Origin of the sequence: Kinneretia sp. DJ1R-11, from assembly GCF_025717595.1 — a bacterium.
Classification (GTDB): Bacteria; Pseudomonadota; Gammaproteobacteria; order Burkholderiales; family Burkholderiaceae_C; genus Paucibacter_A.
Map to the genome: position 1 here is coordinate 367208 of NZ_JAJIRR010000002.1, position 26893 is coordinate 394100.

Sequence of the window (26893 nt, forward strand, 5' to 3'; positions counted from 1 at the left end):
CCATGCATTCCTCCTTCTCCCTCAAGAACCTCCTGTCGCACGACCTGCCGCGCAGCCGCTGGCTGGCCCTGCTGCTGAGCCTGAGCGTGCTGGGCCTGGCCCTGCTGCCCTTCATCTTCCCCTCGACCAAGGCGCTCAATGTCGCGGCGAAAGTGCTGGTCTTCATCGTGCTGGTGGCCAGCTACGACCTGCTACTGGGCTACACCGGCATCGTCAGCTTTGCCCACACCATGTTCTTCGGCATCGGCGCCTACGGCATTGCCATCGCCAGCAGCCGCATGGGCGCGGGCTGGCCGGCGCTGGCCACGGGCTGGGCGGCTGGCCTGGCCTTGTCGCTGCTGCTGAGCCTGGTGATCGGGCTCTTCAGCCTGCGCGTGAAGGCGATCTTCTTCGCCATGATCACCCTGGCCGTGGCCTCGGCTTTTCTGACCCTGGCCTCGCAGCTCTCCGACTTCACCGGCGGCGAGGACGGCCTGAACTTCAAGCTACCCGCCGCCCTGCAGGCCTCGACCGAGTACCTGGAAGAGCCGCTGCTGGGCGTGACGATTGACGGCCGCCTGCTCAGCTACTACCTGCTGTTCTTCGCCGTGCTGGGCCTGGTGCTGCTGCTGCTGCGCATCGTCAACTCGCCCTTTGGCCGCGTGCTGCAGGCGATTCGCGAGAACGAGTTCCGGGCCGAGGCCATCGGCTACCGCACCGTCGTCTACCGCACCTTGTCGAATGTGCTGGCCGCCCTGTTCGCCAGCAGCGCCGGCGCCTTGCTGGCCATCTGGCTGCGCTACGCCGGGCCGGACACGGCCATGTCCTTCGAGATCATGCTGGACATCCTGCTCATCGTCGTCATCGGCGGCATGGGCACCATCTACGGCGCGGTGCTGGGCAGTCTGGTGTTCGTGCTGGCGCAGAACTATCTGCAAGACCTGCTGCGCCTGGGCGAAGGCGCGCTGCAGGGCGTGCCCCTGCTCTCGCAGCTGGTGTCGCCGGACCGCTGGCTGCTCTGGCTGGGCATTCTTTTCGTGCTGGCCGTGTACCACTTCCCCAGCGGCATCGTCGGGCGCCTGCGCCTGGCGGCTGCTCTGCGGGCTCACCAGCAGACAGCCACATCGGCGGAGGTGTCCTCATCATGAACCCCAGCTCCCACTACCTGCGCTGCGAAGGCCGCGAGCTGCATTACACCGAATGGGGCAGCGAGCACCGTGAATGCGTGATCGCCTGGCACGGCCTGGCCCGCACCGGCCGCGACATGGACGAGCTGGCCCGCCACCTGTCCACGCATTACCGCGTCATTTGCCCGGACACCCTGGGCCGCGGCCTCTCCGAGTGGAGCCCGGCGCCAGCCACCGAGTACTGCCTGGCTTTCTATGTGCAACAGGCCACAGCCCTGGTGGACCAGCTGGGCCTGAAGGAATTCCACTGGGTCGGCACCTCCATGGGCGGCGCCATCGGCACGCTGGCGGCGGCCACCCGCCTGCGCGGCCGCATCCGTCGCCTGGTGCTCAATGACAACGGCCCACAGCTGGCCGAGGAAGCGCTGCAGCGCATCCGCAGCTATGCCGGCCAGCCGGCGGCCTTTGCCACCGTCAGCGAGCTGGAGCAGTACTTCCGCAGCGTCTACAAACCCTATGGCTGGCTCAGCGACGACCAGTGGCGGCAGCTGACCGAGACCTCGGTGCGCCGCCTGCCAGATGGCCGGGTCACCCCGCATTACGACCCGGCCATGGCCCTGCAGTTCACCCACCACCCGGATGACTACCTGCTCTGGGACGCCTGGGACAGCCTGGCCCTGCCCGTGCTGTGCCTGCGCGGCGAGCATTCCGACCTGCTGCTGGAAAGCACGGTGCAGGCCATGCGCGAGCGCGGCCCGGCCGCCGCCGTGGTCACCATCCCCGGCTGCGGCCATGCGCCGGCCCTCAATGTGCCGGAGCAGCTGAATCTGGTGGAGCGCTTTTTGCGCGCCGACGGGGTGCAGGCATGAACGACTCAAGACGGTCGGACATGCGGGTATCTACGCAGCAGAGCGGCACCGGCCGCTGCACCAGCGGACATGCGCTGCTGCTACGCTCGAATCGACCCCACCCTGAATGAACCGGCGAACGTCTGACGATGAGCGAACTGATTCTTGAAACGCGAGGTCTGGGCAAGGACTTCAAAGGCTTCACCGCCGTGGACGGGGTGAACCTGCAAGTCGCGCGCGGCGCCATCCATGCCTTGATCGGCCCCAACGGGGCGGGCAAGACCACCTGCTTCAATCTGCTGACCAAGTTCCTGGAACCGACCCGCGGCCAGATCCTGTTCAACGGGGTGGACATCACCGGCGAGCGCCCGGCCGAAATCGCCCGACGCGGCGTCATCCGCAGCTTCCAGATCTCGGCCGTGTTTCCGCACCTGACGGTGCTGGAGAACGTGCGCATCGGCCTGCAACGTTTCACCGGCACCAGCTTCCATTTCTGGAGGGGCCTGACCGGCCTGAAGCAGCTGGATGCACGCGTGCTCGCCCTGCTGGAGCTGGTGGACCTGCGCGAGATGGCCGGTCTCAAGGCCGGCGATCTGCCCTACGGGCGCAAGCGCGCGCTCGAGATCGCCACCACCATGGCCATGGAGCCGGCGCTGATGCTGCTGGACGAGCCGACCCAGGGCATGGGCCACGAGGATGTCGACCGGGTCACCGCCCTGATCAAACGCGTGGCCGAAGGCCGCACCGTGCTGATGGTTGAACACAATATGAAGGTCGTCAGCACCATTGCCGACCGCATCACCGTGCTGGCGCGCGGCTCGGTGCTGGCCGAGGGCGACTACGCCGAAGTCTCGCGCCACCCCGCCGTGCTGGAGGCGTATATGGGCACCGAGGCGACCGAGTTGCAGGGAGCACATTGATGACGATGTCTAGCAACTTTTCGGGCCCAGCGCCGGGCCGCCCCAAGCGGGCCCGCATCCCCTCGGGGGATCGGCCGATGGTCTCATCGGACGAGGGGCTGACATGAATGCATTGGAGATCCGTGACCTGCATGCCTGGTATGGCGAGAGCCACATCCTGCATGGCATCCATCTGTCCGTGCAGCGGGGTCAGGTCTTGACCCTGCTGGGCCGCAACGGCGCCGGCCGCACCACCACCTTGCGCGCCATCATGGGCCTGACCGGGCGGCGCCAGGGTTCGATCCGTGTGCACGGCGAGGAGACCATCGCCCTGCCCACCCACCGCATCGCCCACTTGGGCCTGGGTTATTGCCCGGAGGAGCGCGGCATCTTTGCCTCGCTGACGACCGAGGAGAATCTGCGCCTGCCGCCCCTGCTGAATTCCTGGCGACGTGCCACGCCGTCGAGCCCGCCGGGCCGCCCCAAGGGCGAGACACCCCCGCTCGGCGGGGAGGCGCGTAGCGCCCGGGGTGCCCTGTTCTCGGAGGCGCAGATCTACGAGATGTTCCCCAATCTGGCCGAGCGGAAGAACAGCCCCGGCACCCGGCTCTCCGGCGGCGAGCAGCAGATGCTGGCCGTGGCCCGCATCCTGCGCACCGGCGCCGACATCCTGCTGCTGGACGAGATCTCCGAAGGCCTGGCGCCGGTGATCGTGCAGGCCCTGGCGCGCATGATCACCACGCTCAAGGCCCAGGGCTTCACCATCGTCATGGTGGAGCAGAACTTCCGCTTTGCCGCGCCGCTGGCCGACCACTTCATCGTCGTCGAGCATGGCGAGGTGGTGGCGTCATTCCCCGCTTCCGAGCTGGCCGCGCAGCAGGCCAAGCTGGATGAGTTGCTCAGTGTGTAAGGACTCCGAGACTCGCAACTCAGCTCAATTCAAATGCAACCACAGAGGCACGGAGGCACAGAGATGTGCATGGAAATCAGTGCTTGGCTTGAGGACTCAGGTTTCCTCTGTGCCTCTGTGCCTCTGTGGTTGCCTTTCTCTGACAGCCCCTAACCACCAGGAGACACCTATGAAGCAACAGACCTCAATGAAGCGCACCGCCCTCGCCGCCTGCGGCCTGCTTCTCGGCGCCAGTGCCGCCCAGGCGCAAATTTCCGGTGATGTGGTCAAGATCGGCATCATCACCGACATGTCCAGCGTGTATGCGGACATCGACGGCGCCGGCGGCGTCGAAGCGATCAAGATGGCCATCGCCGATATGAGGGGCATGGTCGCCGGCAAGAAGATCGAGCTGATCTTCGCCGACCACCAGAACAAGGCCGACGTGGCCGCCAGCAAGGCCCGCGAGTGGATCGACACCCAAGGCCTGGACCTCTTGATCGGCGGCACCAACTCGGGCGCCAGCCTGGCCATGGCCAAGATCGCGGCCGAGAAGAAAAAGCCCTTCATCGTCATCGGCGCCGGGTCCGCCCGCCTGACCAATGAGGACTGCTCGCCCTACACCATCCACTACGCCTACGACACCGTGGCCCTGGCCAACGGCACCGGCGCGGCCGTGACCAAGGGCGGCGGCAAAAGCTGGTATTTCCTGACCGCCGACTATGCCTTCGGCGCCTCGCTGCAGGCCGACACGGCCGCCGTGGTGGCCAAGAGCGGCGGCAAGGTGGTGGGCAGCGTCAAACACCCGCTCAATGCCAGCGATTTCTCCTCCTTCCTGCTGCAAGCCCAGGGCTCGGGCGCACAGATCCTGGGCCTGGCCAATGCCGGCGGCGACACCATCAATGCCGTCAAGGCCGCCAACGAGTTCGGCGTCACCAAGACCATGAAGCTGGCCGGTCTGCTGATGTTCATCAACGACATCCACTCCCTGGGCCTGAAGACCACCGAAGGCATGTACCTGACCGACAGCTGGTACTGGAACCAGACGCCCGAGGCACGCGCCTGGAGCCGCCGCTTCTTCGAGAAGATGAAGCGCATGCCCTCCTCGCTGCAAGCGGCCGACTACTCCGCCGCCTGGAACTACCTCAAGGCCGTGGAAGCCACCAAGACCGACGACGCCGACAAAGTGATCGCGCAGATGAAGGCCACGCCCATCAACGACTTCTTCTCCAAGGGCCAGATCCGCAAAGAAGACGGCCGCTTCGTCCACGATATGTTCCTGCTGCAGGTCAAGGCGCAGAAGGACTCCGTGGAGCCCTGGGATTACTTCAAGGTCGTGACCCGCATCCCCGGTGAAGAAGCCTTCACCAAGCTGGCCGATTCCAAATGCCCGACTGTGAAGAAGTAAGGTACAGGCATTCCGCCTGAGAGGCTTTCGGGTCTCAAGGCGGGTCTTTGAATGCAACCACAGAGGCACTGAGGAAGCACAGGTCAGCAAATTTGCATGGCCAGCCACTTTCCCTGCCGTGTTCGGATTTGAAGCATCAGAGTTCTCAGGCGCAATAGAGCCACGAGGTCACAAGTTGGTTTTGCTTTCTCTCTGTGCCTCTGTGCCTCTGTGGTTGCATTCAGCATTCGGCATTCCTGCTCCCCCTTCACCTCGGCCTGACCGACCATGACTGACCTACTCGGCATTCCCCTGCCTGCACTCTTGGGCCAGCTGCTGCTGGGCCTGGTGAACGGCTCGTTCTACGCGATGCTGTCCCTGGGCCTGGCCGTGATCTTCGGCATGCTCAACATCATCAACTTCGCCCATGGCGCGCTCTACATGATGGGCGCCTTCCTGGCCTGGATGGGGCTGGAGTACCTGGGCCTCAATTACTGGGTGATGCTGCTGCTGGCACCGCTGCTGGTCGGCGTGCTGGGCATCTTGATCGAGCGCCTGCTGCTGCAATGGCTGTACAAGCTCGACCACATCTACGGCCTGCTGCTGACCTTCGGCATCACCCTGGTGATGGAAGGCATCTTCCGCAGCTTCTACGGCGTCTCGGGCCAGCAGTACGCGGTGCCCGAGGCCTTGCAGGGCGCCACCAACTTAGGCTTCATGGTGCTGCCCAATTACCGTGCCTGGGTGGTGGTGGCCTCCATCACCGTCTGCTTGGCGGTCTGGGCCCTGATCGAGAAAACCAGCCTGGGCGCCACCCTGCGCGCCGGCACCGAGAACCCCAAGCTGGTGCAGGCCTTTGGCATCAATGTGCCGCGCATGATCACCCTGACCTACGCCGGTGGCGTGGCCCTGGCCGCCTTTGCCGGCGTGCTGGCCGCGCCCATCCTGCAGGTGACAGCGCTGATGGGCAGCAACCTCATCATCGTGGTCTTCGCGGTGGTCGTGATCGGCGGCATGGGCTCCATCCTCGGCTCCATATTGACCGGTCTGGGCCTGGGCCTGGTCGAGGGCCTGACCAAGGTCTTCTACCCCGAGGCGTCCAGCACCGTGGTGTTCGTCGTCATGGCCCTGGTCCTGCTGGTCCGCCCCGCCGGTCTCTTTGGTAAAGAAAAATGAGCGCCACCCAGAACCGCAACCCCCTGCTCGGCTACGGCCTGCTGTTCGGCGCCATCGCCCTGCTGCCGGCCCTGGGCGTCTACCCCATCTTCGTGATGAAGGTGCTGTGCTTCGCCCTGTTCGCCTGTGCTTTCAATCTGCTGGTGGGCTTCACCGGCCTGCTGAGCTTTGGCCATGCGGCGTTTCTCGGCACGGCCGCCTACGGCGCCGGCCATGCACTCAAGGTCTGGGGCCTGCCCACGCCGCTGGGCTTGCTCTTCGGCATGCTGGCGGCCGGGGGTGTCGGCCTGGTCTTCGGCCTGCTGGCGATCCGCCGCACCGGCATCTACTTTTCGATGATCACCCTGGCCCTGAGCCAGATGCTGTTCTTCGTCTTCCTGCAAGCGCCCTTCACCGGCGGCGAGGACGGCCTGCAGTCGGTGCCGCGCGGCCATTTCCTCGGCCTCGATCTGGCGAATGACCTGAGCCTCTACTACGTGGTGCTGGGTCTCTTCATCGCCGGCTTCTGGCTGATCTACCGCACCGTGCACTCGCCCTTCGGCCAGGTGCTGACCTCGATCCGCGAGAACGAACCGCGCGCGATTTCGCTGGGCTACGACGTCGACCGTTTCAAGCTGCTGGCCTTTGTGCTCTCGGCCATGCTGGCCGGCCTGGCGGGCGCCACCAAGACCCTGGTGCTTGGCTTTGCGACGCTCACCGACGCGGTCTGGACCACCTCGGGCCTGGTCATCCTGATGACCCTCGTCGGCGGCATGGGCACCCTGGTCGGGCCCATGCTGGGCGCGCTCATCATCATCGCGCTGGAGAACAAGATCGGCGATCTGGGCAAGGCCCTGGCCGATGTCTCGGGCATCGCCTGGTTCAACGGCCTGGGCGAATCGGTCAGCCTGGTGACCGGCCTGATCTTCATCGTCTGCGTGCTGGCTTTCCGCCGCGGCCTGGTCGGCGAGGCGCTGGCCTGGTGGGAGCGGCGGCGCCAGGCGCCTGCACGAGGCTGAGGCAGGCCGCGCCCGGCGGCGCGTTTCAGTCCGAGACCGGCTGCATGGGCAGGGCTTGCACCACGGCCTCCACGGCCTCGCTGAAACCGGGGCGCCCTTGGCGCAACCACGGCAGCCAGTGTGCCTCGATGGCGGGCAGCGCATGCTGCCAACGAGTGCGTCGGTAAAGCCCGCCCTGCACCGCATAGGGCGTGTACTCCCGCTCGCCGTCCTGACGCAGCACCTCCTGCACAGCCAGGCCGACGGTATAGAACTGCATCGCATGCCAGAGCAGCTGGGCATTCGGGCGCGGCGTGGCCTTCAGAGCGGCAGCCGTGCTGCGGAACAAGGGGCGCATCACACCCACATGGCTGGCCTCGTGGTACAGCATCTCCAGCGCCGCATCGCCCTGGTAATCGGGGCGGCCGCTGGGCATGAGCACATGCTCGGGCTCGTCGCTGCTGTAGGCGCCCTCGTAGGTTCCGGTCATGTGGACCAGATCGGTGCGCAGGGGCAGGCGAGTGAAGGGCTGGGTGAACTGGCGTTCGAGCCGCGCCTGCACGGCAGCGCCAAATCGTGTGTCCAGAGCCTGGGCTTGCTCGATCCAGCGCCGGTTGCTGGCCTCGTGGGCCGGCCAGACGCAACGCCCATAGGCGGGCGCGGCCGCGCTCAGCTGCAGCGCCAGATGCTCCGGCAGGCCGCGCAGCCCCTGCGCATCACGGCGGCCGTCCTCAGCTTGACGCAGGGCCTGCTTGATGGCGGCAAGGCCCGCATCGAACAAGGGGTGGCGCTGCTCAAATTGCTCGGCATAGAAGGCCCGCGCCTCATTCAGCGGCGCCAGCTCGGTGGGTTCAAGCCGGCAGGCGGCTTGTTCGGCCGCCAGCTCCGGCTTGCGGCGCGAGGCGTCAAGCAAGAAGTGGTGCAGGTTCATCAGGAAACTGCTGTGGTAATCGAAGCGCAGGCGCTGCACAGGCCCTTCTGCCGATGCCAAGCCTGTGGCTTGCGTGGCCTCGGCCGCAGCCGCCGGCAAGGAGGCCAGCAAGGCCAGCACGCTCAGAGCAATGCCGCAAACCTGGCGCAAACAAGGGCCTGAGGCCACGGGGGTCGCCAGCCGGGAATCCACATTGATCTGGGGCACGCGCATGTCTCCTGGCGCCACGCTGCCGCGGCGCTTGTGTCTTGAATGAAGGCTTGGACGGCAATCAAAGCCGGCGCGGCGAAGCATAGCCAGGCCTCAACCGCCAATTGCGCGCACTGCGCACGGATGCGGTGTGACTTGCAGCGCGCCACCACGTCGGGCCAGATACTTCGCGCTCTGTTTGAACGACTCGCCCTGTTGCAACAGCCCTTCCCGACCATGCCTCGCCTCTCCGTCCCGCTGTCCCGCCGCCTGCGCTACTCCCACCAAGCCCTCGCCCTGTTCCTGGTGCTGTTGGCCGCGCTCTGGCTGCTGCTGGCCCATGCCATGCCGGCCCCGCCCAAGCAGGTGGGCATTGCCACAGCCTTCAAGGGCGGGGCGTATGAGCATTTCGGTCAGCGCTACCAGCAGGCCTTGCAGGCCGAGCACATCCGCTCCACCCTGGTTCCCAGCCAGGGTTCGCTGGAAAACCTGCGCCTGCTGAAGGACCCAGCTTCCGGCGTGCATCTGGCCTTTGTGCAAGGCGGTGTCTCGAACGCAGAGCGCAGCCCCGGCCTGGTCTCGCTGGGCCGCATCAACCATCAGATCCTCTGGATCTTTCATCGCGCCGAGTACCCCTTCAGCAACCTGACCCAGCTGAAGAACAAGCGCATCGCGGTCGGCCCACAGGACAGCGGTACGCGGGTTCTGGCCGATCAGGTCTTGAAGCTGCACGGCATCGGCGCGGCAAATGCCCAGCTCTTGCCCCTGGCCGGCGAAGCCGCGGCCGAGGCCTTGTTGACGGGTCAGGCCGATGTGATCTTCATGGCCTTCGCGGCCGACTCACCGCTGGTGCAGCGGCTGCTGCACGACGATCGCGTGCAGCTGCTGAGCCTGCGCCAGGCCGAGGCCATCACGCGGCACCTGAGTTTTCTGGTGCGCCTGGTGCTGCCGCAAGGCGCCATCGACCTGGAACGCAACCAGCCCATGCTCGATGTCGAACTGCTGGCCACCACCAATGCTGTGCTGGTGCGTGAGGACCTGCACCCCGACCTGGTCCAGCTGCTGACCCGCTTCCTGGTGGCCGAGCATGGCCAGGCCGGCTTGTTCCAGCGCGCCGGGGAATTCCCTTTGAACAGCGACCCCGAGTACCCGATGGCCGCTGCGGCATTGCGTTACTACAAGCAGGGGCCCAGCTTCCTGCAACGCCTCTTGCCCTTGAGCATGGCGGTGCAGGTGGAGCGCATGGCCGCCCTGCTGCTGTCAGCGGCGGCCCTGTTCTTTCCGCTCTTCAACTACGCCCCACGCATCTACCGTTGGTGGATACGCGAACGCCTGCACCTGCCCTACCGCCAGCTGCGCACGGTGGAGGCGCGGCTGCAAGAGCCGATCAGCGAGCTGGACGCCGCCCGTCTGCTGCGCGAGCTTGATGCACTGAGCGACAAGGTCCGGCAGCTCGGCGTGCCTTCGCGCCATTCAGACCTGTTCTTCGAGCTGCAAAGCGACATCCAGCTGGTCCGCATGCGCTTGCGCGAACTGCTGACCACGCCGGTGAACACCGCCCATGCGACACTGCGTTCCGCCTGATCTTGAGAGCCTGCGCATGAAATTTCTGCCTCCGTTGATGCCATGAGCAGCAGCCACCGTGGCCCGGTCGGCATCGAGGACCTGCCTCGCTTCGACTGCCTGATCGACGCCCGCTCACCGGCCGAATTCGCACTCGACCACATCCCCGGCGCCATCAACTGCCCGGTGCTCGACGACGAAGAGCGCCGCATCGTCGGCACGCTCTACAAGCAGCAAGGCGCCTTCGAAGCGCGCCGTGTCGGCGGCGCCATGGTGGCGGCCAATCTGGCGCGGCATCTGCAGTCCGAACAGTTCAAGGACCAGCCGATCGGCTGGAAGCCCCTGGTCTACTGCTGGCGCGGCGGCTTGCGCAGCGGCTCCATGGTGCAGTGGCTGCGCCTGGTCGGCTGGGACGCGCAGCAGCTGGCCGGCGGCTACAAACGCTTCCGCCAGCATGTGATGGAAACATTGGACCAGCGCTGCCCGGCGCTGCCGCTGCGCGTGGTCTGCGGCGCCACCGGCAGTGCCAAAACCCAGCTGCTGCAGGCCCTGGCCCGGCAAGGTGCCCAGGTGCTGGACCTGGAAGGCCTGGCCTGCCACAAGGGGTCCATGCTGGGCGATCTGCCCGATCAGGCCCAGCCCTCGCAAAAAGCCTTCGACACGGCGCTGTATGAAGCCCTGGCCGGCCTGAACCTGAGCCAGCCCGTCTACATCGAAGCCGAGAGCCGCAAGATCGGCCGCATCACGCTGCCGTCAGCGCTGCTGGAGCGCATGCGCGCCAGCCCTTGCATCGAGCTGCGCGCCAGCGAAGCGGCGCGCCTGGAATTCCTGCTGCGCGACTACGCCTATCTGGGCGCAGACGGTGCCGGCTTGGCCCACATCCTCGACCGGCTGCGCCCCAGCCACGGCCATGAAACCGTCAACCGCTGGCAGGACTGGGCGCGCAGCGCCACCCTGGCACCGCTGTTCGCCGAGCTGATGCGCAGCCACTACGACCCGCACTACGCCCGCTCCCAGGCCGCCAACTTTCAGCAATGGCCACAGCGCCAGGTGCTGGAGGCACAGGCCTTGCTGCCGCAAGACATCGAGGCCTTGGCCCACCAGCTGCGCAGCACATCACAGGCCCCAGGCACCGCATGATTCCCCGAGAACCGGACCCCATGAATAAAAACTCTCGAAGCCCGATGACGGCCCCCCTGCTGGCGGCTGTGCTGAGCGCGGCCCTGTCCACCGTCAGCCTGCCCGCGCAAGCGCAAGCTGCGCCCTTGAGCAGCAGTGCTGGCCAGGCCACGCTCGAAAACAACGCCGATCTGCAGCGCCTCCGGGACGCGGATCAGGCGGCACGTTCGCCGGGCCGTGACAACATCGACTGGAGCATCGTCGCCAAACAAGACCAGGAGCGTCGCGTCGAAGTGCTCGCCCTGCTCAAGGCCGGCAAGGCGCGCACCAGCGCCGATTTCGACAACGCCGCCATGGTCTACCAGCATGGCGACGGCGTCGAAGACATCCGCCAGGCCCACGCTCTGGCCACCATCGCCACCCTGCTGCAGCCCGACAACAAATCAGCCCTCTGGCTGCGGGCCGCGTCTTGGGACCGCCTCCTGATGCGCCTGAACAAGCCGCAGTGGTACGGCACCCAGTACACCAAGCCGGAAGGCTCTGAGCTCTGGGAGCTCTACAAGGTGGACGAAAGCGCCGTCACCGACGCAGACCGCGCCGCCTTGGGCGTGCGGCCGTTGGCGGCGGCCAAGGCGCAAGTGGAACGCATGAACAGCAAGCGCTGAGCAGGCAAAGCCAGCGCAGCGCCTGAACCGCAGTCTTCAGCCGCGCGCGGCCGGGTCGCCTGCGCTGTCGTGTGCCTGGCCCAGGCGCCGCATGGCCTGGTGCAGAAACGCCATCTGCTCCTCCACCGTGCGGCAGTTGCGGCACATCACCAGATGAAGGCGGAAGCGGGCGCGTTCGCCCGGTTCCAGCGCTTGCTCGTGGCGATCGCTAATCAAGCGCGCCATCTCGCGGCAATCGAACATCAGCTTCATGCCTGCACCTGGAACCAGTTCTTGTCCAGGCATTCGCGCAAGGACATGCGCGCCCGGTACAGCATCACACCGCAGTTGTTGCTGGTGATGCCCAACTCACCGCAGATGTCCTCGACCTCCTGGTCCAGGCTTTCCCGCATCATGAAGACCCGGGCCACCTTGGCCGGCAGGCGGTCGATGCAGTCCTGCAAGGTGGCGAAAAACTGCTGCTGCTCCAGCGCCCGCTCGGGCTCGCGCCAGGCCGCCTGCGGCTCCTGCCAATGGCCGTTGCTGGCGAACAGCGCGTCGAGCGCGTCGTCCATGCTCTGCTCATCGAGCGGCTCGATATGGACCTCGCGCCCGCGCTTGCGCAGCAGGTCAATGATCTTGAACTTGAGGATGCCGGTGGCGTAAGTGCGCAGCGAGCTGCGCCCCTCGAAGGCCTCGGGCTTCTCCAGGATGGCCAGAAAAGTCTCGGACACCGCGTCCTCAGCCAGGCTGTCATGGCGCAGCTGCAGCTGCGCAAAGCGCAGCAAGGGCTGATGCAGGGCCGCAAGTTGGGATTCAAGGGTCATGGGCAGGCCGGTGGCGAAATGGTGACGAAAGGGCAGAGAAGGGTCGGAGGCACCGATTGGTCGGCCCTGGACTGGCTGACATTACAGCGCAGTTCTCTGCCGCGGCGACAATCCGCCCCATGAGTTCCCACGCCTCGCCCACCCGACTGCAGCTCTACCTGAACCTGATCCGCTGGGACCGGCCCGCCGGTTGGCTGCTGCTGCTCTGGCCGACGCTCAGCAGCCTCTGGATCGCGGCCGACGGCTGGCCGGGTTGGCACCTGCTGGCGGTCTTCATCGGCGGCACCGTGCTGATGCGCTCGGCCGGCTGCTGCGTCAACGACGTCGCCGACCGCGATTTCGACAAACACGTCAAACGCACGGCCCAGCGCCCCGTCACCAGCGGCGCCGTGTCGGTGAAAGAAGCCCTGGCCTTGGGGGCAGGTCTTGCCTTGCTGGCTTTCGGCCTGGTGCTGACCACCAATGCGCCGACCATCCTGCTGTCCTTCGCCGCCCTGGCCGTGACCCTGCTCTACCCCTATGCCAAGCGGGTGCTGAACATGCCGCAGGCGGTGCTGGGCGTGGCCTTCAGCTTCGGCATCCCCATGGCCTTCTCGGCCGCCCTGGGTGGCACCGAATGGAGCCTGGCCGCCATCAATGCCGCCGTGCCGCTCTCGGCCTGGGCCCTGCTGGTGGCCAATCTGTTCTGGGTGCTGGCCTACGACACCGAATACGCCATGGTCGACCGCGATGACGACATCCGCATCGGCATCAAGACCTCGGCCCTGACTCTGGGCCGCTTCGATGTGGCCGGCGTGATGGCCTTTTACGCCATCTATCTGTCCGCCTGGACAGCGCTGGGCCTGCGCCTGGGCCTCGGCCGCGTTTTTCTGCTCGGCATGGCCGTGGCGGCGGCGCAAGTGGTCTGGCACTACAGCCTGATCAAGGACCGCAGCCGCGAGGGCTGCTTCAAAGCCTTCCGCGAAAACCACTGGGTTGGCCTGGCAGTGTTCGCGGGCACGGTGGCGGATCTGGCGCTGCGCTGAAGGGCCTCAGCAGGCAAGCCCTGACCCTCGGGCTTGTCAGCATGACGGCGGCGCCGAACTTGCGCACACTGGGCAGCCATGAGCATTCCACCCGCCTGGCCGGACGTCCGGCAGCTGTTTGACGCCGCCGCGGGCCTGCCGGCGGCCGAGCGCGAAGCCTTTGTGCGCGCCAGCGCGGCCAGCGCCGACTTGCAAGCCGAGGTCCTGTCTCTGCTCGCACACAGCACCGGCGGCGGCGCCGAAGACCCGGGCTTTCTGGCCCAGGCGGCGCTCGCCGAGTTTGGCGCACACACGAAGGAAGAAGCGGATGCCGTGGCCTGGCCGGGTCTGCGCTTGGGGGCCTGGGAGCTGATCGACGTCCTGGGCTGCGGCGGCATGGGCGAGGTCTGGCGGGCGCGCCGGGCCGACGGCGCCTACCAGGGCGAGGCGGCGGTCAAGCTGCTCAAGCGCGGCATGGATTCCAGTGCCGTGCTGCAGCGCTTTGCGCAGGAGCGCCAGGCTCTGGCCCGGCTCGACCACCCGCATATCGCGCGCCTTTTTGATGCCGGGCTCAGCCCCAGCGGCCTGCCCTATTTCGTCATGGAGCTGGTGCAGGGCCGGGCCATCGACCAGGCCTGCGAAGGCCTGAGCCTGGAGGCGCGGCTGGCGCTGTTCCTGCAGTTGGCCGACGCCGTGTCCTATGCGCACCGCCATCTGCTGGTGCACCGCGACCTCAAGCCCGGCAATGTCCTGGTCAACGGCGAGGGCCAGGTCAAGCTGCTGGACTTTGGTATCGCCAAGGCCCTGGACCCCCAAGAGGCCTTGCCGGGCCAGCAAAGCCCGACCGACCAGACGCAGGCCGGCCAGCGCCCCTTCACACCCAACTACGCCAGCCCCGAGCAGGTGCGCGGCGACCCGGTCAGCACCGCCACCGATCTCTATTCTCTGGGCGTTCTGCTCTATGTGATGTTGACCGGCGTGCGCCCCTATGGCCGCCAGGCCAGCACGCCGCTGCAGGCCGCGCATTGCGTGCTGGAAGAGCTGCCGACCCGGCCCAGCAGCCTGTCGCCCGAGCTGATCAAGGACCCGCAGTGGCTGAACCGGCGCAAACGCCTGCGCGGCGATCTCGACAACATCCTGCTCAAGACCTTGGAGAAGCAGAGCAGTGCGCGCTATGCAAGCGTTGACGCCCTGGCCGCCGACCTCCGCGCCCACTTGCAGGGCTACCCGGTCAGCGCGCGCAAGCCGCGCCTGGGCTATCTGCTGGGCCGCTTTGTCAGCCGCAACAAATGGCCGGTGGCGGCCGGCAGCCTGGCCCTGGCGGCCGTGGTCGGCGGTGCCGGCCTGGCGCTCTGGCAGGCGCGCGTGGCGCAGGCACAGAGCCAGCTGGCCGAGCGGCGCTTCAACGACGTGCGCCAGTTCGCGCGCCTGATGCTGTTCGAGGTGGACACCGCCTTGCGCGACGGCCCGACCGCCGGCCGCGAAAAGCTGGTCGCCGGCGCGCTCAGCTATCTCGACCGCCTGGCCAGCGAGCGCCTCGAGGACCGCGAGCTGCTGCGCGATGTGGCCGAGGGCTATGAGCGCATCGGCGACATCTTCGGCAACAGCATGCAGGCCAACCTCGGCCGGCCCCAGGAGGCCCGCGCCGCCTACGAGAAGGCCTTGCGCATGCGCGAGGCCCTGGCGGCGCTGGACCCGCTGGACCTGAAGAATGTGCAGGGGCTGAAGTCCATCAACGAGCGCTTTGGCGACAGCGCCCGCGCCGCCGGCAAGCTGCCCGAAGCCAAGGGCTTCTACCGCACGGCAGCCGCCCATGCGGCCAAGCTTGCGCAGGCCCAGCCGCAAGACCTGGCGGTGCAACTCAAGCGCATCGAGGCCGACCGTTACCTCGCTTCGGTCGACTACTGGCCCTTCAAAGAAAGCCTGGGCCTGTACCAGCCGGCACGCCAGCGCATCGAAGCGCTGGACCGCGAAATGGACGGCTTGCTGCAGCGCCACCCCGAGCGCAGCGAAGTGCTGGAGGCTTACGGCGGCCTGCTCAACCAGCTCTCCGACTTCCAGCGCGTGGCGGGAGAGTTCCCGGCCAGCCTGCAGACTCAACTCAAGAGCCACCAGCTGGCGACCCGCCTGCTCGCCAGCGCGCAAGACAACCCGCGCTGGCAGCGCTGGCTCTATCTGGCCGAAGGGCGCCTGGCTGATGCCTTGCTGGAGACGGGGGACACCGAGCGCGGCCTGGCCATGTGGATCAGCTCGATCGAGCGGCGCGAACGCGGCGCCCGCGCGGACCCGGGCAATGAGCGGGCACAGCGCAACCTGGCCAATGGCTATGGCCCCCTGGCCGAGGCCCTGGACAGCCTGGGCCGCCCGGCCCGCGCTTTGGTCTGGTACCAGCGCGAGTTCAAGCTGCTGAGCGAGTTGCGGCAGAAGTTTCCGCAAGTGAAGGCCTTGGCGCCGCGCCTGGACGAATCGGAGCGCGACCTGACCCTGCAGCTGTCCCTGGCCGGCCGGCATGGCGAGGCGGTCCAGCGCTGGCGCGCCCTGACCGAGCGGCGCGCGGCTGGCGGCGCCAATGACGATCCCGAGGGCGAAGCCAAGTACGGCCTGGTCGAGGCCCGCATCCTGCTGGCGGCCCCGGCCGCCATGCTCAGCCCGGCCGCGCGCGCCGCGGCGCGCCAAGCCGGCGAAGCGGCGCTGAAGACCTTGCGCGCCTCAGCCCAACGCGAGCCCTTCAACGCCTTGTTCGCCCGCGAGGCTCATCTGGCCGAGTTCTGGCTGGGCCGCGCCCTGCAAGGCCCAGCCGCTCATGACCCGGCTGCCGCCTGCGCCCTGCTCAAGTCGGCCGCGGCCGGCCTGGCGCGGCTGCGCACAGAGCAGCGCCTGCCGGCCAATCTGCAGGCCTTGGACAGCCAGGCCCAAAGCCTGGCTCAGTGCAAGGCGGATTCGAAGGGGTAGCGCACGCCCAGCTGGGCACGGATCTGGTCCATCCAGGCCAGGGTGGCCAGGGTCTCGCTGAGCGGCATGTGCGCGCTCTCGCTGCGGCCGGCGCGAATGCAGGCTGCCGCCTCGAGGATCTCGCCCTCGAAGCCATTGATCTGGAACGGCACCTGCACGGTCTGCGGTGCCTGCCCAGCCAGGGTCAGGCGTGCTTCGGTGGCCTCCCAGAAGTTGCGCGGCAGCTCGATCACGCCACGCTCGCCGAAGATGCGCAGGCCGTTGTCGGCCATGCCGTCGAAGGCGCAGACGAATTGCGAGCTGATGCCGCCGGGAAAGTGCAGGCTGGCGGCCAAGCGCTGGTCGACCCCGGTGGGCGCCAGCACGCCTTGGGCCTGGATCTGCAGCGGCTCTGGGCATGCACCGAGCGCCTGTTGCAGCACCCAGCGCGTCATGCTGAGGTTGTAGATGCCGATGTCCAGCAAGGCGCCACCGGCCAGGGCAGGGTCAAAGCAGCGGCTGCGGGCGTCAAAAGGGATGGAGAAACAAAAGCTCGACTGGATCGCCCGCAGCGGGCCGATCGCGTCGGCTTGCAGCCAGGCTCGCACTTGCGCGTAGACCGGCAGAAAGCGCGTCCACAGCGCTTCCATCAAGAACAGCTGGCGCCGCTGCGCCAAGGCCACCAGGGGCAGCGCCTGGGCAAGACCTGGCACCAAGGGCTTCTCGCACAGCACAGACTTGCCGGCCTCAAGGGCGGCGGCCACGGCCAGGCCGTGTTGGGCATGGGGTGTGGCGATGTAAACCGCATCGACCTCGCTGCTGGCCAGGGCGGCCTGCAGCTCGGCCGCATCGGCTGCTACAGCCAAGTGCGGTGTCGGCCGGTCGCTCGCGCAATGCTCGGCCACAAAGGCCTGCGAGCGAGCCAGGTCGCGGCCCAGCACCAGGCTCAGTTCATGACCGGGCAGGCCTTGCAAGGCCTGGACAAAGCGCCCGGCGATATTGCCGGGGCCGACCAGGGCCCAGCGCAAGGCCCGCGCTTCAGGCACGCGCGCTCTTAGCGGCAGCCTTGCCGGCTGCCTTGCGAACAGCGGGCTTGGCGGCGGCTTTCACAGCCGCCTTCACAGCAGTCTTCGCGGCCGGCTTCACTGCTGCTTTCGCGGCAGCTTTCACGGCAACTTTGGGCGCCGCCTTGCTGGCCGGCTTGGCCGCAGCGGCCTTGGGTGCAGCTTTGGCGGCGGCTTTCGGAGCAGCCTTGGCGGCCTTGGGCGCCTTCGCTGCCGGCGCTGCGGCGATGATGGACTTCAGCTGCTCCTTCAAGGCCTTGCCCTCGGCGCGCTTGGCGCGGGTGGCGGCGCGTTGGTAGGCTTCTTCGGCCGACTCACGCAGGGCCACGGCCTTGGCCAGGGCGGCTTGGTACTTCTCCACCGTGTAGGTGTTCTCGGTGCCGATGTAGACGCTGCGGCCACGCGGCGAACCGCCGAAGCGCGGCAGGGACACGGCAAAGCTGCAGTCGCGCACGCGGCTGCTGGCGCGCTGGCGCACGATGGGGCCAGAGATACCAACCGGCAGACCACTGCCCTTGTTGCCGCTGGGGCGGCGTTGCAAGCGCGAAGGCGCGGGCAAGGTGGCGATGCGACTCAGCAAGGCCTTGGTGGCTTCGGCCAAGGCCGCCGCAGCACCGCTGCCGTCCTGCGAGTGATCGGAGAAAAGCTTGGTGCCGCCATAACGCAGCTGCCAACCGTGCGTCGACTGATGGTCGATACGCTGAATGCATTGCGGCACAGCGAATTGCTGGCCACTGAAAATAACGACGTCACGAGTTTTCATGAGATTCCTCAAAACAGCTGATGAACCTCCCTACCTTATTGTTCTAGGCCCTATTGTTACGCCTCTTTACACACCTAACGCGACCAACTGTCGGCATATTTCCTGCCAGTTCCGGCACAAATAGCTCCATCACCCGTAACTGAGCCCCGCAGCGGCTGAAAACAGAGTTGCGTGACCACAACATTTGGGCCGATGCGGGGCTGCCGGTGGCGGCCAACCACTGCTTTTCCATCTGCCGGCGGGTGTGGCCGAAGCGGGACAGGCGGCGCGGCCGCAGTTCGCTGCGCCGCACGCGCGGGTCGGCATAGAGCAGATTGGCCAGCGGCCGGGGGCCCAGGCCCTTGAGAGCGCGCCAGGGGCCGGCCAGGGCGCTTTGGTGCAGACTGGAGCGCGCCCAGACCAGGGGACGGCCGTCGACGCTGAGGATGACCTCGCGCACCACGGTGCAGCCGTGCCGCGGCAGGCCCAAGGCCTTGAGTTCGGCCGTGCGCAGGGGCGCGGTGCGCTGGCTGAGCACCGTCACTTCAAAGCGTTCGCCCAGGCAGGCCAGGCGCCGGCTCAGCGAGCCGGGGGCGTGCAGCCATTTGCGCAAACTGTCGCGGCTGGCTATGCCCAAGGCAGCACCCTCAGGGTCAGCGGCAAGGTCGAGTTCAAGGTTCCGTGGGACATCGCTGTCAGCTTGGGGTCAGGTCATGCTCGCGTCGGACGGGCTTGGTGGGTCGGCTCAGGACGCAAACTCATCACCGAGCTCGCGGGCGCGCGCTTGCGCGGCCAGCACGGCGCGCTGCACGGCTGCGCCGACCTGGTCCGCCTGCAAGCTGCTGATGGCAGCATGGGTGGTGCCGCCCTTGGACGTGACGCGCTCGCGCAGCACGGTCGGCGACTCGCTGGAAGCCAGGCCCAGGGCGGCCGCGCCGCGGCAGGTGGCCAATGCCAGCTCGCGGCCCTGGGCTTCGCTGAGCCCCATGTCCACCGCCGCAGCCGTCATGGCCTCGACGACGTAGAAGAAATAGGCCGGCCCCGAGCCCGACAAGGCAGTGACCGCATCCAGATCGGCCTCTGCATCGACCCAGATGCAGCGTCCGGTCGGCGCCAGCACCTGCTCTACCCGGGCCCGGTCGCCGGCGGACACCGCAGCACGGGCAAACAGGCCGGCGATGCCTTTGCCGATCAGGGCCGGCGTGTTGGGCATGGCGCGCACGATGCGCTCGCTGCCGGTCTTGGCCACCAGGGTGTCGCTGCGGATGCCCGCCATCACCGACAGGTGCAAGGCGCCCTGCAGCAATCCGGCCAGAGGCGCGGCCGCTTCGCCAAAGAGCTGGGGTTTGACCGCCCAGACCACCAAGCCGGCCTCGGCCAGGCTGGCCTCGGCGGCGGCGAGCACATGGAGGCCCGGGAAATCGGCCTGCAGGCGGGCGCGCTGCGGCTCGTAGGGCTCGACCACCCAGACCCGCGCCGGGTTCAGGCCGGCGCGCAGCAAGCCGCCGATGATGGCGCTGGCCATATTGCCGCCGCCAATGAAAGCTATGGGTGAACTCATGGCTGACGCCGCTTCCTGCTCATGGGATGGAGGTCGAAGTGTAGGCGCGCCGCGCAGGCCTCGGGCCCGGCACCGATGGTCAAGCCGGCCGACAGCGGCTACGCTGCCCGCGTCGCGAAAGTTCCCAAACCACAAGACGCGACGGAGGAGAAACCCCCATGACCGAGACCCATGAACTGCCCGCTCCCGCCATGGAGCCCCTGCGCGACTACCGCGAACTGGCGCCCGAGCAGATGCTGGCCCAGGCACGCGCCCACTACCAGCAGCAGCTGCGCCGCCGCACCGTGCGCGATTACGACAGCCGGCCCGTGCCGCGCGAGGTGATCGAGCAATGCCTGCTGGCCGCCGGCACCGCGCCTTCGGGCGCCAACCAGCAGCCCTGGCATTTCGCCGTCATCAGCGACCCGGCGATCAAGCACCAGATCCGCGTCGAAGCAGAGGAAGAGGAGCGCACTTTCTACAACGGCCGCGCGCCCGAAGAGTGGCTGCGCGCGCTGGCGCCCCTGGGCACCGACGCCAACAAGCCCTTTCTGGAAGAGGCGCCGCTGCTGATCGCCATCTTTGCGCAGAAGTACGGCATCGACGCCCAGGGCGAGCGCTACAGCCACTACTACGTGCCCGAGTCGGTGGGCATTGCCACCGGCTTCCTCATCAGCGCCCTGCATGACGCCGGCCTGGCCACCCTGACCCACACGCCCAGCCCCATGGGCTTTCTGAGCAAGATCTGCGGCCGGCCGGAATCAGAAAAGCCGGTCATCCTGCTGGTGGTGGGCTACCCCAAGCCGGGCTGCCTGGTGCCGGTGCATGGTGGCATCAAGAAGCCGCTGGCGGCGATCAGCAGCTGGTTCTGATCACTCGCCCGCCAGCTTCTCCAGCAGCCGCCGTTCCCAGGCCGGCTGCTCGTTGACCGAGATCCAGCCCGAGGCTTCGCTGCGGTAGACGTAACGCGGCGCACTGGCGGCATCGGCATAGCGCTGGCGCAGCGGTGCCCAGCTGGCCTGGGCCTGCTCGGGGCGGCCCAGGCGGGTCTGGGCGGCGCCCTGGATGATGAGGGCCAAGTCGGTCCAGGGGTTCAGGGCCAGGGCGGCCTCGGCCTGGCGCAGAGCCGAAGCGGCGTCGCCGCTCAACAGCGACGCCCAGGCCTGCAGCGCCAGCACGCCGGCGTCCTTGGGGTCCAGCAGCGCCGCTTCCTTGAGCTGGGTGCGGGCGGGCTCCAGACGGCCGGCACTCAGCAAGTCGCGGGCCAGATCGCGGCGCAGCTCGACCAGGCCGGTGCGCAGGCGCAGCGCCTGCTCGTAGACGGCAAAGGCCTCGTCCCAGCGCTCGGCCTGGGCCAGGGCGGCGGCCTTGCCCCAGAGGGCTTCGGGGCTGTCGCTCTGGTAGGCCAGGGCCGACTCAAACGCGGCCAGGGCCGGCGTGGCCGCACCCAGGCGCAGCTGATGCCCACCCAGGGCCAGGTCAACGCGCTGCCGGTCTTCGCCCTCCAGACCTTGCGCCTGTGCGCTCAGCTGAGCCGTCAGCTCGGCCAGGGGCTGGCCGCTGTGCCACAAGGCCTCCAGCGCTGAGCTCAGCACCGCGCCGCTGCGCGGATAACGCGTTTGCACCTCGGCAGCCAGGCGGCGCACGGCGTCCGCATCCGCGGCCAAGGACGCGCCGTAGAGCGCGGCCGTCAGCACCAGCTCGTCCTGCGGCGCGACGCTGCGGGCGCGCTCGAAAAAGCCGCGGGCCGCGACCAGCTCGCCAGACCCCAAGCGATGGTGGCCGGCATTGACCAGGGCGATGGGCAGGCTGGCGCGGGTGTCGGTCTGATGGAAGAGGCGCTGCACCAAGCCCAGCAGCTCCGGGTCCTGGGCCTGCAGGCGCTCGCGCACGATCTCGCGCGTGTCGAAGGCATCGCGGCGCGGCGAGTCGAGCGCGTTGGCGCCCTCGGCGAAATACTCCCAGACCGAGCCGCCGGCATAGCGCGACAGGAAGCCGTTCTTGCTGCGCTCGTCGCGCAGCTTGGCCCGGCGGTACAGCTCCTGGATCTCGCGCGCAGCGTCGGCGGTCAGCACGCCGTGGACCTGGTGGCTCAGCTCATGCAGCACGGTGTTGTAGCGGCCGAAGATGGAGCGCTCGACGTCCTCGATGCCGGTCACGGTGTTGAAGCCGCCCATGCCGCGCACATCGTCCCAGAGGCGCGAGTCGTAGCCGATGCGCTGGTCCTTGAGCGCCAGCGCGCCGGGGGTTTCGGACAGGCGCATGTCCAGGGGCTTGATGAAATGCGTGGCGCCGCCCTCGACCAGCACCGGAATGAAAGCCTTCCAAGGCGCCAGCGACAGGGCCACGCGCTTCTGGTGGCGCGGCGAGAGCTGTGCCCAGTTCAGCACATAGCGCTCGATGGCGGGCACCTGCGGCATGGGCGTGGCGGCGAAGCGGGCTTCGTCGGTCGCGCGGTGCGGGTCCTGGCGCAGGCGCAGGCCTTCGATGGCCTTGGCCAGCACCGCATGGGCGCGGCCATGGCCGGGGCAGCGCGCCAGGGCGCTGGCGGCCAGGCGGCGCGCGGCCAGCAGATCGCCGCGGTCAAAGGCACGTGCGGCGCGGCGGATCAAGGTGTTGGCGGCAGCAAAAGCGGCCGGCGCCTCGGCCGACAGCTCGCTGTAGTTCTTGCGGGCATAGCCATTGCCCAGGTGGTAATGCGCTTGCTCGTGGAAGGGATCCAGGGCCACGGCGCGCTCGGCGGCGGCCACCGCCTCGGCCGTGCGGCCCAGGCGGATCAGGGTCTCGGCCTGGGCTTGCTCACCATCGGCGCTGGGCTGCAAGGCCAGGGCCTGCTGGTGCAAGGCCAGGGCCGCGTCGTAGCCACGCCGCTGGTAAGCCAGCTGGCCCTGGCCGCGCAAGACGCTGGCGCGTTCGGCCGGGCTGCGCGCGCTGTGCTGCGCCCGCTGCAGGCAGGCCTCGGCCCGTTCGAAATCGCGCAGCTCCAGGGCCAGGCGGGCGGCGGCCAGCAGGTCGGCGGCCGTAGCCGCAGCGCCATCCTCCAGCACCGCGGCCGTGCGGCGGCCGACCTCGGCCAGGTTCTCGCTGGCGAACAGCCAGCGGTAGAGCAGCTCGCCGGCCTCGCTGTCCAGCGTCTGGCCGGCAGCGTGGCGGCGCAGCAGCAGCTGCAAGGCGGGCCGAGCGGCGCGGTAGTCCTGCTCTTGCAGTTGCTGGCCCAGGGGCTGCCAGGCCGGCGCTGCGCTCGCTGCGGCTGACAGCGACAGCGCTTCGGCCGGCGCCGCAGCCACGGGCTGGCCTGCGCTCGCCAGGGTCCAACCCAGCAGGCCAGCGCCGCCGAGCCGCAGCAGCCGGGCGCGGCCGCGCATCAGTGCAGACCGGCCAGCAGTGCCGCGTTGCCGCCAGCGGCTGCGGTGTTGATGGTCAAGGTCTGCTCGGCGCTGAAGCGGTACTGCTGCAGCGGGTCATGCACCTCCTGCGCAGTGATCAGGGGGCGGATGGCAGCGTCACCGGCGGCCAGCTGACGCAGCAAGGCGCGCTCGGCCGGGCGGTCAGGTGCGGCCAGAACCACGCCGGCGACGCGCTCATCGTCGAGCAAAGCCGCCACCGTAGCGCTGCCCGCCTGAGGCAGGATCAGCAAGGCCTCGGCCGGCAGACCGGCGGCACGCAGACGGGCTTGCACCAGCTCCGCCTCGCCCGGCGCATCGCAGAGCAGGGCCACACTGTTGCCGGCCACCAAGGCCGCGGCCAGGCTCAGGGCCAGCTCGGGCAGGGGCGCCGACTGGGCCAGCAGCAGCAGCACGCCGCGGGCATGCAGACGCAGCTCATTGCTCTCGCCAGTGGGGCCAGGCAGGCGCAGGTCGGCCAGCACGCGCTCGGCCAGGCTCAAGCGAGCATTGACAGACAGGCCACCGGCCTGGCCTTCGAAGGCACGGCGCAGCACGGTCGCACGCTCGGTCAGCGGGCGTGAGGCCCAGGCCTCGTGGCCCGCAGCCAGGGCGGCCACGGTGGCGGCCAAGCCGGCCGTAGCGGCGGCCTCCGGCTTCAGACCGGCACCTGCGGCAGGCGCCACCACATGCGGCAGAGCGCAGAAGCGGTAGAGGTAGTTCGGGCCACCGGCCTTGGGGCCGGTGCCGGACATGCCTTCGCCGCCAAAGGGCTGGACGCCGACCACGGCGCCGATGACATTGCGGTTGACGTAGACGTTACCGATGCGGGCCAGCTCGGCCAGGCGCAGGGCGCGGCTGTCGATGCGGGTCTGGATGCCCAGGGTCAAGCCGTAGCCGAGCGCGTTGATCTGCTCGACCACCGCGTCGACATCGCCGCCCCAGCGCACCACATGCAGCACCGGGCCGAAGATTTCCTGGCGCAGACTGCCAATCGACGCAATCTCGAAAGCCACCGGCTGGATCAGTCGCGGCAGGGCGTCGTGCACCGGCGCTTCGGCGATCAGTTTCGCCTCGCGCTTGAGGCGGGCGACGTTCTTGGCGATGTTGTCGAAAGCCTCGTCGTCAATGACCGGGCCGACGTCGGTGGCCAGCTCGGTCGGGCGGCCGACCCACAGCTCTTGCAGCGCGCCCTTGAGCATCTCGATCACGCCGTCGGCAATGCTTTCGTGCACGCACAGCAGGCGCAGGGCCGAGCAACGCTGGCCGGCCGAGCGGAAAGCCGATTGCACGACGGCATCGACCACCTGCTCGGGCAGGGCAGTCGAGTCCACCACCATGGCATTCAAGCCGCCGGTCTCGGCGATCAGAGGCACGACCGCGCCGTCCTTGGCGGCCAAGCTGCGGTTGATGATCTGCGCCACTTGCGTGGAGCCGGTGAAGCAGACACCGGCGGTCTGCGGCGCCGCCACCAGGCCGGCGCCGACGGTTTCGCCCGGGCCGTGCAGCAGCTGCAGCGCCGTCTGCGGCAGGCCGGCGGCGTAGAGCAGCTCGACGAACTGCTGAGCCACATAAGGCGTTTGTTCAGCGGGCTTGGCGGCCACGGTGTTGCCCGTCACCAGGGCGGCAACGACCTGGCCGGCAAAGATGGCCAGGGGGAAGTTCCAGGGGCTGATGCAGACGAAGACGCCACGGCCTTGCATGCGCGGGCCGTCGAGTTCGGCCTGGTCGGCGTAGTAGCGCAGAAAGTCGACGGCTTCGCGGACTTCGGCCACGCAGTCGCCTTGGGTCTTGTAGGCTTCCTTGACCAGCAAGGCGCAGAACTCGTGGATGCGGCCATCGAGCGCATCGGCGGCGCGGCGCAGGATGTCGGCACGCTCATGGGCGGGCGTGGTGTTCCAGGGCGTGAAGCCGGCTTGCAGGCGGACCATGGCCTCGCTGACCTGCTCGGCCGTGGCTTCGGGCACGGGCTTGATCTCGCTGCGGGCCAAGGCGTCCAGATAGGCCTGACGCTGGGCCAGATCGGTCAGGTCGGCGCCGGTGGAGTTGGCACGGCCTTCGCCCTTGGGGTCTTGATAGAGCGAGCGCGGCAGCGGCAGGGCGCTGTAGGGCTGGATTTGCTCGACCGGAGAGCCGAGCAGCTCGGGCACCTGGACGTTGACATCGGCCAGTTGGTGGACAAAGGACGAGTTGGCGCCGTTCTCCAGCAGGCGGCGAACCAGATAGGCGAGCAGGTCGCGGTGTTCGCCGACCGGGGCGTAGACGCGGCAGGGAATCGTGCCGGCCTTGAGCACCTCGCGGTACACGCCCTCGCCCATGCCGTGCAGTCGCTGCATTTCGAACTTGGCATTGGCCGCCTTGGCCATCTGCACGATGGCGGCGATGGTGCCGGCGTTGTGGCTGGCGAACTGCGGGTAAATCACATCGGCGTGTTCGATCAAGGCCTGGGCACAGGCCAGATAGGACACATCGGTGTGCTGCTTGTGGGTGAACACGGGGTAGGCGGCCAGGCCCAGCTCCTGGGCGCGCTTGATTTCACCGTCCCAGTACGCGCCCTTGACCAGGCGCACCATGAAGCGCAGATGGTGCTTCTTGGCGATGGCGGCCACCTCGTGGATGACGGCCAGAGCGCGGGTCTGGTAGGCCTGTACGGCCAGGCCGAAGCCGCGCCACTGCGGGTAATGGCTGGCGATGCGGGCAGCCAGGGCGTCCAGCACATCGAGCGAGAGCTCAAGGCGGTCGACTTCTTCGGCGTCGATGGTCAGGTTGATGTTGGCCTGCGCGGCCAGGGTGATCAGCTCCCAGACGCGCGGCAGCAACTCGGCGAACACACGCTCGCGTTGCAGCACTTCGTAGCGCGAGAACAGGGCGCTGAGCTTGATCGAGATGCCATCCGCCGCTTCCGGCGAATCGGCCTTGGCGCCGGCGGCGATGGCCTTGATGGCGCCAACGTAGGCGGCCTGGTAGCGGCGCGCGTCGGCCTCGGTGCGGGCGCCCTCACCCAGCATGTCGTAGCTGAAGCGCAGCATGGGCTGGGCCTTGCGTGCCGAGCTGGCCTCGTCCATGGCCTCCCCGATATTGCGGCCCAGCACGAACTGGCGGCCCAAGAGCTGGATGGCGCGCACCGTGGCGCCCACCACGGTCTGCGCGCCCAGACGGGTCAGCAAGCCGCCCTGGCCTTCGGCATCGGGCAGGAATTTCTTGGACAGGGAGATGGCCGAGGCCGAGAGGCTGGACCAGAGCTTGTGCGGGCCGTCAGAGCCGCCGTCAAACTGGCCTCGGCCCAGCTGGTCGGCCGTCAGGGCGATGGCGGTGGGGGCGTCGGGCACGCGCAGCAGGGCCTCGGCCAGGCGCATCAGGGCCAGGCCTTCGGAGCTGGTGATGGGGTACTCGCGCAGCAGCGATTCCATGGCCCAGAAGGGTGCGGGGTTGGCGCGCACCTGCTCCACCCAGGGGGCGGCTTGTTCGATGACGGCGGGCCAGTTCAGGCCGGCGCCCAGGCTCTGGGCCAGCGTGTTGACCACGCCGATCTCGTCGCGGTAAGGGTTGGGCAGGCGGGCGGCTTCGGGCAGCAGGGCGAAAGCGGTCATGGAAAACCTCGTAATGGGCGAAACTAGCGAAGCGTCGAACTTTATGTGGGCTGGCCCTGAATTAAATTCAGAACATCAGCACAC

22 protein-coding genes are annotated in these 26893 nt (G+C 68.1%); 13 read left to right on the top strand and 9 right to left on the bottom strand.

The genetic code is table 11. The features are described from left to right. Window positions 1–2 precede the first annotated feature (2 nt). From LNV23_RS05660 to LNV23_RS05690, 7 genes are all read left to right on the top strand, one after another. Complete coding sequence (locus LNV23_RS05660; protein WP_263562082.1) at window positions 3–1127, top strand: branched-chain amino acid ABC transporter permease; 1125 nt, start codon at window positions 3–5, stop codon at window positions 1125–1127. Next, entirely contained in the window at window positions 1124–1975 is an 852-nt protein-coding gene (locus LNV23_RS05665; protein ID WP_263562083.1) for an alpha/beta fold hydrolase, read from the top strand. Before LNV23_RS05660 ends, LNV23_RS05665 begins: the two co-directional genes overlap by 4 nt. Before the next feature lie 128 nt (window positions 1976–2103). Continuing rightward, window positions 2104–2874 carry an ABC transporter ATP-binding protein gene (locus LNV23_RS05670; RefSeq protein WP_263562084.1) on the top strand — a complete coding sequence of 257 codons (771 nt, stop codon included), beginning with the start codon at window positions 2104–2106 and terminating at the stop codon, window positions 2872–2874. A gap of 103 nt (window positions 2875–2977) precedes the next feature. Further along, window positions 2978–3763, top strand: coding sequence for an ABC transporter ATP-binding protein (locus LNV23_RS05675; protein ID WP_263562085.1), 786 nt, complete (start codon window positions 2978–2980; stop codon window positions 3761–3763). A gap of 169 nt (window positions 3764–3932) precedes the next feature. Further along, window positions 3933–5150: an ABC transporter substrate-binding protein gene (locus LNV23_RS05680; protein ID WP_263562086.1), complete on the top strand. Its 1218-nt coding sequence runs from the start codon at window positions 3933–3935 to the stop codon at window positions 5148–5150. 267 nt (window positions 5151–5417) lie between these two features. Continuing rightward, a complete protein-coding gene (locus LNV23_RS05685) occupies window positions 5418–6305 on the top strand; it encodes a branched-chain amino acid ABC transporter permease (protein WP_263515785.1) in 888 nt (295 codons plus the stop codon). Next, window positions 6302–7303: a branched-chain amino acid ABC transporter permease gene (locus LNV23_RS05690; protein ID WP_263562087.1), complete on the top strand. Its 1002-nt coding sequence runs from the start codon at window positions 6302–6304 to the stop codon at window positions 7301–7303. The genes LNV23_RS05685 and LNV23_RS05690 overlap by 4 nt, the downstream gene beginning before the upstream one ends. Before the next feature lie 25 nt (window positions 7304–7328). Here LNV23_RS05690 and LNV23_RS05695 read toward each other — a convergent pair whose 3' ends face one another. Next, window positions 7329–8420, bottom strand: coding sequence for a hypothetical protein (locus tag LNV23_RS05695; protein ID WP_263562088.1), 1092 nt, complete (start codon window positions 8418–8420; stop codon window positions 7329–7331). Between the two features lie 219 nt (window positions 8421–8639). Between LNV23_RS05695 and LNV23_RS05700 the strand changes: the two genes are divergently transcribed. From LNV23_RS05700 to LNV23_RS05710, 3 genes are read left to right on the top strand one after another with little or no spacing between them, the layout of a single operon-like run. After that, window positions 8640–9986: a TAXI family TRAP transporter solute-binding subunit gene (locus tag LNV23_RS05700; protein WP_263562089.1), complete on the top strand. Its 1347-nt coding sequence runs from the start codon at window positions 8640–8642 to the stop codon at window positions 9984–9986. A 42-nt stretch (window positions 9987–10028) separates the two neighbouring features. Next, a complete protein-coding gene (mnmH, locus tag LNV23_RS05705; RefSeq protein WP_263562090.1) occupies window positions 10029–11105 on the top strand; it encodes a tRNA 2-selenouridine(34) synthase MnmH in 1077 nt (358 codons plus the stop codon). A 44-nt stretch (window positions 11106–11149) separates the two neighbouring features. Next, complete coding sequence (locus LNV23_RS05710) at window positions 11150–11749, top strand: hypothetical protein (RefSeq protein WP_263562091.1); 600 nt, start codon at window positions 11150–11152, stop codon at window positions 11747–11749. Between the two features lie 36 nt (window positions 11750–11785). Here the strand turns inward: LNV23_RS05710 and LNV23_RS05715 are convergent, their stop codons facing one another. Together LNV23_RS05715 and LNV23_RS05720 are read right to left on the bottom strand one after the other, a co-directional pair. After that, a complete protein-coding gene (locus tag LNV23_RS05715) occupies window positions 11786–12001 on the bottom strand; it encodes a zf-HC2 domain-containing protein (protein WP_263562092.1) in 216 nt (71 codons plus the stop codon). Beyond that, window positions 11998–12555, bottom strand: a complete 558-nt coding sequence (locus LNV23_RS05720) for a sigma-70 family RNA polymerase sigma factor (protein ID WP_263515792.1) — start codon at window positions 12553–12555, stop codon at window positions 11998–12000. The genes LNV23_RS05715 and LNV23_RS05720 overlap by 4 nt, the downstream gene beginning before the upstream one ends. Window positions 12556–12674: 119 nt before the next feature. Here LNV23_RS05720 and ubiA point away from each other — a divergent pair, with 119 nt between their 5' ends. Next, a complete protein-coding gene (ubiA, locus tag LNV23_RS05725) occupies window positions 12675–13580 on the top strand; it encodes a 4-hydroxybenzoate octaprenyltransferase (protein ID WP_263562093.1) in 906 nt (301 codons plus the stop codon). 78 nt (window positions 13581–13658) lie between these two features. Continuing rightward, window positions 13659–16511, top strand: a complete 2853-nt coding sequence (locus tag LNV23_RS05730; protein ID WP_263562094.1) for a serine/threonine-protein kinase — start codon at window positions 13659–13661, stop codon at window positions 16509–16511. Here LNV23_RS05730 and LNV23_RS05735 read toward each other — a convergent pair. From LNV23_RS05735 to proC, 4 genes are all read right to left on the bottom strand, one after another. Further along, on the bottom strand, window positions 16484–17536 hold the full coding sequence (locus tag LNV23_RS05735; RefSeq protein ID WP_263562095.1) for a Gfo/Idh/MocA family protein: 1053 nt from the start codon (window positions 17534–17536) through the stop codon (window positions 16484–16486). The two genes, LNV23_RS05730 and LNV23_RS05735, sit on opposite strands and share 28 nt — an antisense overlap. After that, on the bottom strand, window positions 17529–18317 hold the full coding sequence (locus LNV23_RS05740; RefSeq protein WP_263562096.1) for a hypothetical protein: 789 nt from the start codon (window positions 18315–18317) through the stop codon (window positions 17529–17531). The genes LNV23_RS05735 and LNV23_RS05740 overlap by 8 nt, the downstream gene beginning before the upstream one ends. Window positions 18318–18360: 43 nt before the next feature. Further along, window positions 18361–18933 (bottom strand): chorismate--pyruvate lyase family protein, encoded by a 573-nt coding sequence (locus tag LNV23_RS05745; protein WP_263515799.1) that lies wholly within the window; start codon window positions 18931–18933, stop codon window positions 18361–18363. A 108-nt stretch (window positions 18934–19041) separates the two neighbouring features. Continuing rightward, the gene (gene proC, locus LNV23_RS05750; RefSeq protein ID WP_263562097.1) at window positions 19042–19857 is read right to left on the bottom strand and encodes a pyrroline-5-carboxylate reductase; all 816 of its coding nucleotides are present in this window, start codon (window positions 19855–19857) and stop codon (window positions 19042–19044) included. A gap of 158 nt (window positions 19858–20015) precedes the next feature. Here proC and LNV23_RS05755 point away from each other — a divergent pair, with 158 nt between their 5' ends. Next, window positions 20016–20708, top strand: coding sequence for a nitroreductase family protein (locus LNV23_RS05755; RefSeq protein WP_263562098.1), 693 nt, complete (start codon window positions 20016–20018; stop codon window positions 20706–20708). On the opposite strand, the gene LNV23_RS05760 is transcribed toward LNV23_RS05755, so the two are convergent. Both LNV23_RS05760 and LNV23_RS05765 read right to left on the bottom strand, forming a co-directional pair. Then, window positions 20709–23201 carry a tetratricopeptide repeat protein gene (locus tag LNV23_RS05760; protein WP_263562099.1) on the bottom strand — a complete coding sequence of 831 codons (2493 nt, stop codon included), beginning with the start codon at window positions 23199–23201 and terminating at the stop codon, window positions 20709–20711. Then, complete coding sequence (locus LNV23_RS05765) at window positions 23201–26809, bottom strand: L-glutamate gamma-semialdehyde dehydrogenase (RefSeq protein WP_411910541.1); 3609 nt, start codon at window positions 26807–26809, stop codon at window positions 23201–23203. The genes LNV23_RS05760 and LNV23_RS05765 overlap by 1 nt, the downstream gene beginning before the upstream one ends. Window positions 26810–26893: the final 84 nt, after the last annotated feature.

What these genes read in the sequence shown, in the direction of transcription:
- LNV23_RS05765 (WP_411910541.1), bottom strand. Translation starts at nt 26,809, where the DNA reads ATGACCGCTTTCGCCCTGCTGCCCGAAGCCGCCCGCCTGCCCAACCCT.
- proC (WP_263562097.1), bottom strand. Translation starts at nt 19,857, where the DNA reads ATGAGTTCACCCATAGCTTTCATTGGCGGCGGCAATATGGCCAGCGCC.
- LNV23_RS05670 (WP_263562084.1), top strand. Translation starts at nt 2,104, where the DNA reads ATGAGCGAACTGATTCTTGAAACGCGAGGTCTGGGCAAGGACTTCAAA.
- LNV23_RS05720 (WP_263515792.1), bottom strand. Translation starts at nt 12,555, where the DNA reads ATGACCCTTGAATCCCAACTTGCGGCCCTGCATCAGCCCTTGCTGCGC.
- LNV23_RS05710 (WP_263562091.1), top strand. Translation starts at nt 11,150, where the DNA reads ATGACGGCCCCCCTGCTGGCGGCTGTGCTGAGCGCGGCCCTGTCCACC.
- LNV23_RS05665 (WP_263562083.1), top strand. Translation starts at nt 1,124, where the DNA reads ATGAACCCCAGCTCCCACTACCTGCGCTGCGAAGGCCGCGAGCTGCAT.
- LNV23_RS05700 (WP_263562089.1), top strand. Translation starts at nt 8,640, where the DNA reads ATGCCTCGCCTCTCCGTCCCGCTGTCCCGCCGCCTGCGCTACTCCCAC.
- LNV23_RS05740 (WP_263562096.1), bottom strand. Translation starts at nt 18,317, where the DNA reads ATGAAAACTCGTGACGTCGTTATTTTCAGTGGCCAGCAATTCGCTGTG.
- mnmH (WP_263562090.1), top strand. Translation starts at nt 10,029, where the DNA reads ATGAGCAGCAGCCACCGTGGCCCGGTCGGCATCGAGGACCTGCCTCGC.
- LNV23_RS05660 (WP_263562082.1), top strand. Translation starts at nt 3, where the DNA reads ATGCATTCCTCCTTCTCCCTCAAGAACCTCCTGTCGCACGACCTGCCG.
- LNV23_RS05730 (WP_263562094.1), top strand. Translation starts at nt 13,659, where the DNA reads ATGAGCATTCCACCCGCCTGGCCGGACGTCCGGCAGCTGTTTGACGCC.
- ubiA (WP_263562093.1), top strand. Translation starts at nt 12,675, where the DNA reads ATGAGTTCCCACGCCTCGCCCACCCGACTGCAGCTCTACCTGAACCTG.
- LNV23_RS05675 (WP_263562085.1), top strand. Translation starts at nt 2,978, where the DNA reads ATGAATGCATTGGAGATCCGTGACCTGCATGCCTGGTATGGCGAGAGC.
- LNV23_RS05760 (WP_263562099.1), bottom strand. Translation starts at nt 23,201, where the DNA reads ATGCGCGGCCGCGCCCGGCTGCTGCGGCTCGGCGGCGCTGGCCTGCTG.
- LNV23_RS05680 (WP_263562086.1), top strand. Translation starts at nt 3,933, where the DNA reads ATGAAGCAACAGACCTCAATGAAGCGCACCGCCCTCGCCGCCTGCGGC.
- LNV23_RS05755 (WP_263562098.1), top strand. Translation starts at nt 20,016, where the DNA reads ATGACCGAGACCCATGAACTGCCCGCTCCCGCCATGGAGCCCCTGCGC.
- LNV23_RS05690 (WP_263562087.1), top strand. Translation starts at nt 6,302, where the DNA reads ATGAGCGCCACCCAGAACCGCAACCCCCTGCTCGGCTACGGCCTGCTG.
- LNV23_RS05685 (WP_263515785.1), top strand. Translation starts at nt 5,418, where the DNA reads ATGACTGACCTACTCGGCATTCCCCTGCCTGCACTCTTGGGCCAGCTG.
- LNV23_RS05715 (WP_263562092.1), bottom strand. Translation starts at nt 12,001, where the DNA reads ATGAAGCTGATGTTCGATTGCCGCGAGATGGCGCGCTTGATTAGCGAT.